Below are 12,065 nucleotides of genomic sequence, written 5' to 3'. Positions count from 1 at the left end.
GTTTTATTCGATATGGACAACACGCTCTTCGACTTCGTGTCGGCAAAGCGCGAGGCCTGCCGGTGTATCGTCGAGCAGGTCGGGGCGGGGAACGAAGACGAACTCTTCGGCTACTTCCTTCGGGGAGTCCACGGGTTTGAAGACCACGGGAATATCCGCGACTACCTCGCTACCCTCGATCTGGTCTGTCCGGAGACGTTCGCTACCTGCTGCCGCATCTACGAAGAGGTGAAACTTGCGTGCATCACGCCGTATCCCGGGGTGGAGACGACGCTCTGCCGCCTGCGGGATGCCGATCTCACGCTTGCCGTCGTCACGGACGCGGAGTCCGGCCAGGCGACGCGGCGGCTCACCCGGACGGGGCTGCTCGATCACTTCGAGATCGTCGTCACCCCCGATATCTCGGGGAAGCGAAAACCGGCACCCGACTCGTTCCGGTGCGCCCTCGCCCGGTGCGGGGCGGAGCCGCACCAGGCGATGATGGTCGGGGACAGTCCGAACCGCGACATCGCCCCGGGGAGGGAGCTCGGGATGCTGACCGCCTTTGCACGTTACGGCGACTGGCGCTCAGGGGAGAAGACCGAGCCCGAGGCGGACTTTGTGCTCACCGGCTTTTCGGCGCTCCTCGACCACCTCGGTCTCGGCCCGGATCGTACCGGCGGGCAGACGCACCGGGACGTGCTGCGCCCGTGAACGCACGACTATGCTTTATGACCCCCGGGCACCTACCGGAATAGGTCAGCCGGAACGCTCGAAAAAGCGTTCGCGGCGAGGAAGTGTCGGAACATGGGCAGAATATGCAGCCTCTTTATCGTTCTCGAGTGCAGCGAGTCCTGCGGGTTTTCCCGGATCTACAACCAGCCTACTGAAGAGCAGATGCGGGAGATCGACGAGCTCCAATCGTGCCCCCGCTGCGGTGCCGCTATCCGGCGGGTCGCGTTCTGACGTGACCATGGCCGGGACAGCAGGCTCCGGACGCTACTGGGAGATAGACGCAGCACGCGGCATCGCCGTCATCGCGATGATTCTCTTTCACGCGGTCTTCGACGTAAACTACTTCGGCGTCGCACCGGTGAACGTCTCGAGCGGGTTCTGGCGGATGGTCGCCTACCTCACGGCGTCGACATTCATCTTCCTCGTCGGCGTCTCCCTCACCATCAGCCACGCCCGGGCGAGCAGGCGGCTCGACGAACCTGCGCTCACCCGGAAATACCTCAGGCGGGGGGCGACTATCTTCGGCTACGGCCTCGTCATCACCGCGATAACCTGGCTCTTCCTCCCGTCGGGGTACATCGTCTTTGGGATCCTCCACTTCATCGGCATCGCCGTCATGCTCGCCCCCTTCTTCCTACGCTTCGAAACGGCGAACCTCATCCTCGGCGTCGCCACCCTTCTCGCGGGATACGTCACGAACAGCATAACCGGTCCCTGGCCGCTCCTCTGGCTCGGCATCCACCCTGCGTCATTCACCAGCCTCGATTACGTTCCGCTCCTCCCCTGGTTCGGCCTCGTCCTCTTCGGCCTCTATTTCGGGCGGAAGTTCTACCCGGGCGGCGTCCGGGGATTCCGCGGATGGTCGGCGGAGCCGTACGGCGCCCGCCCGCTCGCATACCTCGGCCGCCACTCGCTCGTCATCTACTTCCTCCACCAGCCGATAATCCTCCTCGCCATCTTTCTGATCGCCCCGGGCGCAATCGGGCTCCAGCTATGAAGCACCCCTGCCGGTGAAGAAGTATAATATGGATCCCCGCTCAGGGCGGCGGCGATGCTCTGGATCATCTTTGCCGGCGCCGCCGCCCTGCTCGATGCGGCGTACTACCTGCTCGTGAAGCGGTACGTCGGGGATACCGATGCCGGCGGTCTCGCGGCGGGGACATTTCTGACAGCGGGACTGCTGCTCCTGGCGATAGCGGCGGTGCGGGGAATACCGCCGGTCGGGGAGGGTTTTCTCCCGGCCGTCGCCCTCTCCGCCGGCGTCAACACCGTCGCGGCGGCACTCTATCTCCGGGCGTTCCGGACGACGGATATCTCCCTTGCGGTGCCGATGCTCGCCTTCACCCCGCTCTTCCTCGTCGTCACCTCGTCGCTCATGCTCCGGGAAGGCCCGACCGCCGCCGGACTCGCCGGGATAGCCTGCATCGCATTCGGCGTCTACGTGCTGAACCTCTCCGGAGAGGGAACCGGCATCCTCGATCCGTTCCGGAAGATCCGGAGCGATCCCGGTATCGTGGCGATGCTCGGCGTCGCGTTTCTCTTCAGCATCGGTGCGAACGCCGACAAACTCGCACTGCAGAACTCCGACCCCGTCCTCGGTACGGGCTGCATCCTCCTTGCGATGGGAGTTCTGTTTGCGGGCATGACCCGGATCCGAAATGCCCGCACGGGCAGAGCCGCTCCCCTGCCGCTCGGCGCATCCCTCCTGACGGGCTCCGTCCTCGCCGCAAGCGCCGTCGCCGTCAACCTCGCCCTCGCCGTCCAGATCGTACCGTACGTGATCGCGATGAAACGGCTGAGCATTCTTATTACGGTGATCTACGCAGGACGCCTCCTCGGCGAGGGAGACCCCGCCGCCCGGATAAGCGGAGCCGTCCTGATGGCTACCGGAGCGGCGATAATCGCCCTGTTGTCAACTACCCCCGACTAAAATCGCGGGCATGGTGCCTTAATTGGTTTCATGCTCTTTACAGGCTTGCGATTCAACCTCTCCCCCGGAAGGGAGCAGACCGCAATAGGCTCGTTGACGAGAGCCCTTGCCGCGATGTTCTTCGCGGCATTGAGATCGGCGTTCCCGGCGTGTCTGCACTGCAGACACACGAACGTGGCCTGATCCGGCCGGTTGCCCGAGTCAGTATACCCGCAGACACTGCACTGCTGGCTGGTATACGCCCCGTCGATCACCTTCACCAAGACCCCGGCCTTTCTGGCCTTGTATGCGATGAAGGTTCTCAGTTGGTGAAACGCCCACTTATGATGTCGTTCGCGGTATTGCTTCGTAACCGTTGTCCGCTGGAGAATGCCCGTCAGGTCTTCCAGGGCAACTCCTCGCTTCGTGCCTTCTGCCGCACGAACGATCTGCTTGCTGATGACGTGGTTCACGTCCGTCTTAAACCGGCGTTCTCTGCCGGAGATCTTCCGCAGTTTCTCCTTGGCATCCTTCGTGCCCTTCTGCTGCAGGGCGGCACGAAGGTTTCCATACCGCTTCCGCACCTTCTCGGTGGCTGCACCGGAGTAGGCTATCCCGTCGCTGGTCGTGGCGATGGTGACCACGCCGAGATCGACCCCGAGATACTCGGCCGGTTCAGGGATCTCGCTATCAGGGGATTCAACGGTCGCGTAAAGCCAGAACGCCCCATCCCTGTAGACGAGATCGGTCTGCTTGACCGCCGCGACCGGAGGGAAGTAGTCGGGTCTGGAATACCGGAGTTTGATCCTGCCGTCCAGCGTCCAGATGTTCGCCCGGTTCTTCCCGAGGGAGAGCACCCGGGCATCGTAGCAGACGGCTCCGTGCTCGCGGAACGAGATCTCGGAGAGTACCTGCAGGGGTTCCCCAAGAGCTTTCAGGATCTTGTTCTTCGCCTTGATCGCTTCTCTGGTGCTCCGGTAACTCCCGGCGACTTTGCGGATGGCGAGCTGCGCCATCTGGGCAGAAAGCCCGAACCGCTCTCTGACCGTGGAGTACATCTGCTTCTGCAAGCCGATGTTGGAGAACTGTTTTTCAGAAAAGGCAACCGGCGACACAAAGGTGCAAGCAGCGTTGTACCGCTCCATGGTGGCAAACAACTTCTCCCGGTCTTCAGGAGAAGCGTATAGCCGCAACTTCGTCACCGATTGCATACAGATTCCTACTCGCTGCGATCGGCATAAAGCACAGCCGTGCACCGAGAAAGTGTTGTAACCCGTTGACCTGTGGCCGATTCCTCCCACGGCTAAAGTCGCACGGATCCTCGGCCACGGTGATCCTGAAAAGAAGAGGGGGCGATCAGACGAAGAGCGGGACGTCGGCGAAGGCCGCGACGTCGAAGACGCCCCGTTCCGTCACCCGCAGGTGCGGGATCACGGTCAGCGCGAGGAACGAGAGGTACATGAACGGATTCTGAATTGCGTTCAGGCTCCGTGCGTGCTCTTCGATCTCTTTGAGCCGTTCCGCCACCCCGGTATACGGGAGGGTCGAGATCAGCCCTGCACAGTCGAGCGGCAGCGACGTGACCGACTCGCCGCTTGCGACGGCCATCCCACCGCCGAGCCGGATCACCTCCGCGACCGCTCTCGCGATATCGGCGTCGTCGACACCGACCGCGACGATGTTGTGCGAATCGTGCGCAACGCTGCTCGCGAGCGCCCCCTCGGTGAGGGAAAAGCCGTGGACGAGCCCGATGCCCGACCCCGTGCCGCGGTAGCGGTCGGTGACGACGGCTTTTAAGATGTCGCGGTCGGTATCGGGGATCCGATCGCCGTCCACCTCGAGGCGGAGATCCTCGGTGATGATCTGGCCCTCGACGAGACCGATGACGCGTGCAGTACCGCTACCGGGGAGGCGGAGCGCATCGGCGTCGGGGGGGACTGCGACGAGCGGGCGCCGAATGGCGGCGGGAGCCCGGTAACCCGGGTCGACGACCTCGACCCCCCGCTTGAACGTCCGGCTCACCCGGAACGATGCGAGATCGTCGACGACGCAGAAGTCTGCAAGCCTGCCGGGAGCAAGAGCCCCACGGTCGTGGAGCCCGAACCGTTCCGCGGCGGAGAGCGTCGCCATGCGGAGCGCGAGCTCGGGCTCGCACCCCTGCGTAACGGCCTTCCTGATGCAGTCGTCGATATGCCCCTCGGCGAGCAGCATATCGGCATGCCGGTCGTCGGTCGCAAAACAGCAGCGCGATGCGGTACAGCCGGTGACGAGCGGCAGGAGCTCTTGCAGGTTTCGTTCCGTCGAGCCTTCGCGGAGCATGATGTACATGCCCCGGCGGAGCTTCTCCTGAGCTTCTGCAAGGAGCGTGCATTCGTGATCGCTCGTGATCCCGGCGAAGACGTAGGCGTTCAGATCCTTGCCGGTGAGCAGCGGGGCATGCCCGTCGACGATCCCGAAGAGATCGAGTTTTTGCTCGATCCCGGGATCGGCCGCAAGGACGCCGGGGACGTTCATCATCTCCCCAAGCCCGATGACGCGGTCACGCCCGCAGAACTCGCGGAGATCGTCTGCCGAGAGGCTCGCCCCGCCCATATCGAGCGGCGTTGCGGGGACGCAGGACGGGAGCATCACCAGGACGTCGAGGGGCGTTTCGGCGCTCTCCCGGAGGATATACTCGATCCCCGCCGCCCCGCAGACGTTTGCGATCTCGTGGGGGTCGGCGACAACCGTCGTCGTCCCGTGGCGGCGGACGAGGCGGGCGAACTCTGCCGGCGTTAAGAGCGAACTCTCGATGTGCACGTGGGCGTCGATCAGTCCGGGGACGACGAGTGAACCGTGAAGGTCGATCTCCTCGCGTCCGGCGTAGTCGCCGAGCCCTACGACGAGCCCGTCTTTTACTGCAAGCGAGGTGGACTCAAAGCCGCACGTAAAGGGATTGTAGATCTCGCAGTTCGTAAAGACCGTATCCGCGGGGAAAAGCCCCCTGGCCGCAAGCAACCCGTCACGGTGCATCGCGGATCAGACCTCCAGGTCACGGATCACCGAGGCTCCACGCTCGTCACCGATGAAGAGGTAGAGGTAGATCCGATAGGTTCCAGGCGCAAGCTCGACGGGGACGGTGTACTCGTTCGTGCCCACCGCGAGATCGATGTAGGTTGCCTCCGAGAATAGCTGCCGCTGTTCGAACCCGCCGATCTCGGTCAGGGTGACCTGGAGAACGGCGTCGGTCACGTTCCGGGAGCTCTCGACCTCGACGTGAAGCGCCTCGCCGTCGTAGGTCACGTCGCCGAAACCGATGCCGAGGCACCCGGCGGCCCCGATGAATGCGGCAAGGAGCAGGATGCAGAAGACCGTATAGCTATGGGACATTGAGTGAGTGTGTACCAGAGAGCAAGTTATGCCTTACTAAATAGATTCGGCGCCGGGAGATCGATACGATGGATGCAGCGGCGGACCACCCTGCCCTCCAGAGGATGTGCCCGCTCATCAGGAAGAGACTGCACCCGGAAATCCGAAATTCGGTAGCGCGTGGTAGTGTTCTAAAAAAATAGGTTTAAGAACACATATTGCAAATAGACGTAACAGGGGTGCTAGCATTACGATTGTAGCGTTCGCCCACCACAAAGGTGGGACTGGCAAAACGACATCGTGCATTAACATTGCAGGATTTCTTCAGAAAGACGGGAAGAAAGTACTCGTCGTCGACTGCGACCCGCAGGCCAACGCCACGGTAGGCCTCGGGATCGATCCGGACTCGCTCGAGAAGAGCATGTACGACGCCTTCATGGGCATCTTCGAGGGGTTCCCGGATGTCGCCGTCTCGGATATTATCGTCACGACGGAGGCAGGTATCGATCTTGCACCTGCAACCCTGGATCTCGTCGGGGTCGAACCGTATCTCTACAACATCGAAGACCGTGCCGGTGTCCTTAAGGAACTGCTGGCTCCGATCGTGCCCGTATACGACTACATTCTGATCGATACGCCGCCGAGCATGGGTCAGTTCGTCATCAACGGGCTCGTCGCTGCGGATCATACCGTCGTAACGCTCGATCCCGGCACATTCGCGCTCAAGGGAATAGGGACGCTCTCGACGATCTTCGAGGATATGGGAGACCTCCTCGGTGCCAGCATCGAGACGGACGTTGCAATCCTGACGCGCTGGAGAGGGGCGGACAGGGAAGAGCCCGCCGCAGGAGGGCTTGCCGTATTCATCAAGCGTCTCTTCGGCCCCCGCTCGTCTCCAGACGACGAAAAAGAGCGGGAACGGCTGGTAGCCCTCGAAAACGAGGTCAAAAACCAGTTCAAGCAGGTCTTCACCGTCCCGTACTCGCCGCGGATCTACGAGACGCAGCAGCGGGGACTTCCCATATCGCATTACGCACCCGATAGCGACGCCGCGGAGACGTACCGCACCATTGCGTCCGCCATTAAGAACTGGGGCTGATGCCCCGGAGAAGGAAAGAGAGGAGGAATGAGTATGACTGACAAACCAGGAAGAAAAGCGCTGTTTACCGGAGCCATCTCTCCCGGCGCGAACGGAGTGCCGCAGGCGGGAGCGCCTGCAGAGATGCCGGCGGCGGTCGAGACGGCACTGCAGGCGGCAATTGGCGGAGACTTCTCCGCGCGAATCGATCTTGCGGGCATTCCGGAGTATTATAAGCCGTTTGCAGCCTCCGTCAACACGCTCCTTGAGAAGGTAGCGGAAGAGGAGGAAGAGATCCAGCACGGCATGCAGACGATCGAGAATCTCCGGAGGAACTCGGACGAGATCATCCGGCAGAACCCGATGCCGATGCTCGTCGTCGATCAGCAGTACCGTGTCTCGGTCACGAACGACGCCTTCATCAAACTCACCGGTATCCCGCGGGAGCGGGTCATGCAGATGGCGCTCCGGGACTTTACTATCGTCTCGCAGAAGGGCGAGGGGATCAAGAAGGTGATAGGCGAGAAGAAGAAAGCGTTCGGCGAGGTCATCGTCGAGTTCCCGTCCGGCACGTTCACCCTCGAGCAGTACGGCATCCCCATCCTCGACGAGAAGGGCGATCTTGACCGGATCATGATCGTCTACAACGACGTGACGAAACTGCGGGAGGAGGAAGAGGAACTGAAGGCGCAGATGGCGGAGATCACCGGTCTTCAGAAGCAGGCGGAGGTGCTCATCGAGCAGAACCCGATGCCGATGCTCGTCGTCGACAAGGATCTCGCCGTGACCGTGACAAACGAGGCCTTCGTCAAACTCAGCGGCATCTCGCGCGAACGGATCATGGCGATGGCGCTTCACGATTTCAAGATCCTCTCAAAGACGGGCGACGGGATCAAGAAAGCCATCGTCCAGAGACAGCGTTCGCTTGCAGAGATCGTCGTCGAGTTCCCCTCCGGAATCTACACCCTCGAGCAGCACGGCATACCCATCCTCGACGAGAAGGGTGAACTCACCGCGCTCCTGAACGTCTACAACGACATCACCACCCTCCGCAAAGAAGAGGAAGAGATCAGGCGGATGCAGCACCGCGTCGATACGATGATCAAGGAAAACCCGCTCGCCATCGCCGTCCTCCGGGCGGACAAGAGCAGGATCGATATCAACGACGAGTACGTCCGGATGTGGCGCGGCACCCGCGAAGAGACGATGCGGAAGAAACTCTACGACTACGACATCGAGGTCCTCAGCGGCGACCACTTCTACGCCTGCTACGAGACGAAGAAGCGGGCGACCACGAACGTCCGCGTCAAGTGGCCCGACGGTGTGCGGAAGTACCTCACCCTGAACGCCATCCCCATCCTCGATAAGAACGGCGAGATCGAGATGGCCTTCTACGTCTGGAACGACACGACGGATCTCCACGAGAAGATGGAGGAGGTCAAGAAGGTACAGCAGCGGAACGACACGATGATCAAGGACAATCCCCTCGCGATTGCGGTTCTCAGAGCCGACAAGAGCCGGCTTGACATCAACGACGAGTATGCCCGGATGTGGCGCGGAACCCGCGAAGAGACGCTCCGCAAAAAACTCTACGACTACGACATCGAGGTTCTCAGTGGCGACCACTTCTACGCCTGCTACGAGACGAAGAAGCGGGCGACCACGAACGTCCGCGTCAAGTGGCCCGACGGCGTCCGGAAGTACCTCACCCTGAACGCCATCCCGATCCTCGATAAGAACAGCGAGATCGAGATGGCCTTCTACGTCTGGAACGACTGGACGGATCTCCACAACAAGATGGAGGAGACCACGGCCGTGCAGCACCGCGTCGATACGATGATCAAGGAGAACCCGCTCGCCATCGCCGTCCTCCGGGCGGACAAGAGCAGGGTCGATATCAACGACGAGTATGTCCGGATGTGGCGCGGAACCCGCGAAGAGACGATGCGGAAGAAACTCTACGACTACGACATCGAAGTCCTCGACGGCGACCACTTCTACGCCTGCTACGAGACGAAGAAGCGGGCGACCACGAACGTCCGCGTCAAATGGCCCGACGGCGTGCGGAAGTACCTGACCCTGAACGCCATCCCGATCCTCGATAAGAACGGCGAGATTGAGATGGCCTTCTACGTCTGGAACGACTGGACGGATCTCCACGACAAGATGGACGAGTCCAGTGCCGCACAGCACCGTGTCGAAGCGATGATCAAGGACAATCCGCTCGCCATCGCCGTCCTCAATAACGAGAGGAAACGGATCGAGATCAACAAGACCTACGAGCAGGTCTGGCGGGGCACCCGCGACGAGTTGATGGCCAAGAAACTCTCCGACTTCAACATCAAGGTGCTCTCCGGCAATGACTTCTACGCCTGCTATGAGAGCGGAAAACTCTCCGTAACTGAGATGCTGGTCACCTGGCCTGACGGCGTGAAGAAGTATCTCATCCTCTACGGAATCCCGATCTTCGATAAACACGGGAAGATCGACGTCGCCTTCTACATCTACCTCGATATGACCGAGCAGCGGGAGAAGGAGCAGCAGGTCCAGCACCTCATGGAGACGGCAAAGGAGGAGAATGCACTCCTCGCCCGGAGTGCGGAGGAACTCGGCGAAGCACTGAGTGCGATGGCTCAAGGAAACCTGACGGCATCCGTCACGATAGGAGCGAACGATCCGCTCAGAACGGTGAAGGAGGACTACAACGCATCCGCATCCGCCATCCGGGCACTCCTCCAGGAAGTGGTCAGGGCTGCCGAGCAGGTCGAGCAGACCACGAAAGAAGTGAGCAAGAGCTCGGACGAGATCATCCGGGCAACCGAACAGGTGGCGCTCTCCACGCAGCAGTCGAGCGAGGACGCCCGGCGGCAGCTCGAGAAGATCGAGGAGATAGGCCAGGAGATCACCGATCTCTCGGCATCGATCGAGGAGATCGCAAGCACCTCCCAGGAGGTCATGGAGCACGCAGCGAAAGCCGCCAAAGAGGGGAACGATGCCGCCGCCCTCGGACAGATCGCCACGAAGAAGATGCAGTACGTGGAGGAGATCTCGGAGCAGAGCGTGCAGGAGATCACCGATCTGAACGCACAGATGCGGGAGATCAACAACATCGTCAAGATGATCACCGATATCGCCAACCAGACGAACCTGCTCGCACTGAACGCCGCTATCGAGGCCGCGAGGGCAGGGGAACACGGTCGGGGCTTTGCCGTCGTCGCCGGAGAGATCCGGAACCTTGCCGGCGAATCGAAGGGTGCAAGTCAGGATATCGAGAACCTGATCCGGTCGATCCAGGCAAGCAGCGACAAGACGGCAGGGTCGATGCGGTCGTCGCACAACGAGATCCAGGCAGGCATCGAGAGCGTCAACAAGGCGATCGAGGCCCTGAACCGGATCATCGACGAGGCGGAGGTAGTCGCCCACGGTATCACGGAGATCACGAAGGCGTCCGAAGACCAGGCGAACTCGACGAACCACGTCATGCAGAGCATGGAAGACTCGACCCAGATGACCAAGGAGAATATGGGAAGAACCGAGGATATGGCCGCTCTCGCCGAGGAGGTCAGTGCATCGACGCAGGAGGTCGGCAGCGCATCGCACGAACTCGCGGCGATGACGGAACAGCTCAAGAAGATGATGGAACGGTTCCGTCTGAACTGAGGTGTCTACCATGGCAAACACCATCGATGTGGTAGAGTTTCAACTGGGCGCGGAACACTACGCCCTCGACATCCAGATAGCCCGGGAGATCGTGGAGATGATGCCGATCACTCCCCTCCCCCGCGCCCCTCACTACCTGGCAGGGATCATCAACCTCCGGGGCGAGATCACGAATATCATCAACCTTAAAAATCTCCTCGGGCTTGCGGACAGCCGTATCGCCGAGAACCAGAAGATAGTCGTCCTGATCCCCGAAGCGACCGGCGGAGCGAACGTCGGGATCATCGTCGACGACGTGCACAGCGTGATCCAGATACAGGACAAAGACGTCGAAAAGATGAGCGACGGGATAAGTTCGAATATCGGTTCGTTCGTAAAGGGCATCATCAAGAGCGGTGGCGACGATGCGGAGAAGGGAAGGAGCCTCGTCATCTGGGTGGATATCCTCAAAGTCATCAGCAGTGTCGACGGCCACCAGGACACGTAAATCATTGTTGCCCTGAGATCTTCGGAAACAACAGTGCGCCACGATAGGAGGGCGGCAGAGAACCTATGGATGCATTTTCATCGCTGCAGCGAAGTATTGAGAAACTGGTTCGGATCCGGTGCTCAAGCTACAAGGAAGACTATATCAAACGGCGTATCCTCTCCCGGATGCGCCTGACGAAGAACGAAAGTTACGAAGAGTACCACAAGTACCTCCTGGCGACCCCGCAGGAGGTCGACCTGCTCAGGAACGCGCTTACCATAAACGTCACGAAGTTCTTCCGCGACCCGGAGGTCTATACGGTTCTCCGCCAGGAGATCCTCTCCTCGCTCATTCAGAAGAGGGGCACCGTCAGGATATGGTGCGCCGGGTGTGCGACGGGAGAGGAGCCGTACTCGTTTGCCATACTCGCCCACGACCTCCTCGAAGCAAAACCGGGCGCCAGCGTTTCGATCTACGCGACGGATATCGATCGCGAAGTGCTGCGAAAGGCGGCGGAAGGCGTCTACGACCGAAGGGCCGTCGAGCAGGTCGGTGAACGGGAGCTTCGCAAACACTTCACCGCCCGCGACGACGGCATGTTCGAGGTCAAACCCCATATCAAAGACCTCGTTCGGTTCCGGCACCACGATCTGATGAGCGAGATCCCCGCCGCCCGCTACGTCGACGTCGTCAGCTGCAGAAACGTCACGATATACTTCTCGGAGAAGCAGAAGAACGACCTCGCCCGTCTGTTCCACAGCGCCCTGCTCCCGGGCGGCTACTACGTCATGGGAAAGACGGAGTACCTGGGGCGGGAGGTCGAGCACCTCTTCTCCCCGTTCAACAGTGCGCAGAAGATCCTGACAAAGAAGTCCTGACCGGAGAGG

The 12,065-nt window shown here is 61.0% G+C and carries 11 protein-coding genes; 8 read left to right on the top strand and 3 right to left on the bottom strand.

Going from position 1 to position 12,065, the window contains the following annotated elements; translation table 11 throughout:
- The first annotated feature begins 12 nt into the window (after nt 1-12).
- The 4 genes from ABH15_RS08565 to ABH15_RS08555 all read left to right on the top strand — a co-directional run bounded on the left by ABH15_RS08565 (nt 13) and on the right by ABH15_RS08555 (nt 2,644).
- Nucleotides 13-693: an HAD family hydrolase gene (locus tag ABH15_RS08565; protein WP_241648054.1), complete on the top strand. Its 681-nt coding sequence runs from the start codon at nt 13-15 to the stop codon at nt 691-693.
- A gap of 93 nt (nt 694-786) precedes the next feature.
- Nucleotides 787-945 (top strand): hypothetical protein, encoded by a 159-nt coding sequence (locus tag ABH15_RS13630; RefSeq protein ID WP_164913684.1) that lies wholly within the window; start codon nt 787-789, stop codon nt 943-945.
- A gap of 7 nt (nt 946-952) precedes the next feature.
- Entirely contained in the window at nt 953-1,711 is a 759-nt protein-coding gene (locus tag ABH15_RS08560) for a heparan-alpha-glucosaminide N-acetyltransferase (protein ID WP_128693930.1), read from the top strand.
- 54 nt (nt 1,712-1,765) lie between these two features.
- Nucleotides 1,766-2,644 carry an EamA family transporter gene (locus tag ABH15_RS08555; protein WP_128693929.1) on the top strand — a complete coding sequence of 293 codons (879 nt, stop codon included), beginning with the start codon at nt 1,766-1,768 and terminating at the stop codon, nt 2,642-2,644.
- Here ABH15_RS08555 and ABH15_RS08550 read toward each other — a convergent pair.
- From ABH15_RS08550 to ABH15_RS08540, 3 genes are all read right to left on the bottom strand, one after another.
- Nucleotides 2,641-3,834 (bottom strand): RNA-guided endonuclease InsQ/TnpB family protein, encoded by a 1,194-nt coding sequence (locus ABH15_RS08550; RefSeq protein WP_128693928.1) that lies wholly within the window; start codon nt 3,832-3,834, stop codon nt 2,641-2,643. The genes ABH15_RS08555 and ABH15_RS08550 overlap by 4 nt on opposite strands.
- A gap of 145 nt (nt 3,835-3,979) precedes the next feature.
- The gene (gene ade, locus ABH15_RS08545; RefSeq protein WP_128693927.1) at nt 3,980-5,635 is read right to left on the bottom strand and encodes an adenine deaminase; all 1,656 of its coding nucleotides are present in this window, start codon (nt 5,633-5,635) and stop codon (nt 3,980-3,982) included.
- A gap of 6 nt (nt 5,636-5,641) precedes the next feature.
- Nucleotides 5,642-5,992, bottom strand: coding sequence for a hypothetical protein (locus ABH15_RS08540; RefSeq protein ID WP_128693926.1), 351 nt, complete (start codon nt 5,990-5,992; stop codon nt 5,642-5,644).
- A 178-nt stretch (nt 5,993-6,170) separates the two neighbouring features.
- On the opposite strand from ABH15_RS08540, the gene ABH15_RS08535 reads away from it, so the two are divergent.
- From ABH15_RS08535 to ABH15_RS08520, 4 genes are all read left to right on the top strand, one after another.
- On the top strand, nt 6,171-7,070 hold the full coding sequence (locus tag ABH15_RS08535; protein ID WP_338323532.1) for a ParA family protein: 900 nt from the start codon (nt 6,171-6,173) through the stop codon (nt 7,068-7,070).
- A 33-nt stretch (nt 7,071-7,103) separates the two neighbouring features.
- Nucleotides 7,104-10,709 (top strand): methyl-accepting chemotaxis protein, encoded by a 3,606-nt coding sequence (locus tag ABH15_RS08530; RefSeq protein ID WP_164913683.1) that lies wholly within the window; start codon nt 7,104-7,106, stop codon nt 10,707-10,709.
- A 10-nt stretch (nt 10,710-10,719) separates the two neighbouring features.
- Nucleotides 10,720-11,196 (top strand): chemotaxis protein CheW, encoded by a 477-nt coding sequence (locus tag ABH15_RS08525; RefSeq protein WP_128693923.1) that lies wholly within the window; start codon nt 10,720-10,722, stop codon nt 11,194-11,196.
- Nucleotides 11,197-11,261: 65 nt separating this feature from the next.
- Nucleotides 11,262-12,056: a CheR family methyltransferase gene (locus ABH15_RS08520; RefSeq protein WP_128693922.1), complete on the top strand. Its 795-nt coding sequence runs from the start codon at nt 11,262-11,264 to the stop codon at nt 12,054-12,056.
- Nucleotides 12,057-12,065: the final 9 nt, after the last annotated feature.

This window comes from Methanoculleus taiwanensis (assembly GCF_004102725.1).
Lineage (GTDB): Archaea > Halobacteriota > Methanomicrobia > Methanomicrobiales > Methanoculleaceae > Methanoculleus_A > Methanoculleus_A taiwanensis.
The sequence above is the reverse complement of the archived record's forward strand: the minus strand, read 5'-3'. Positions and strand labels throughout refer to the sequence as shown.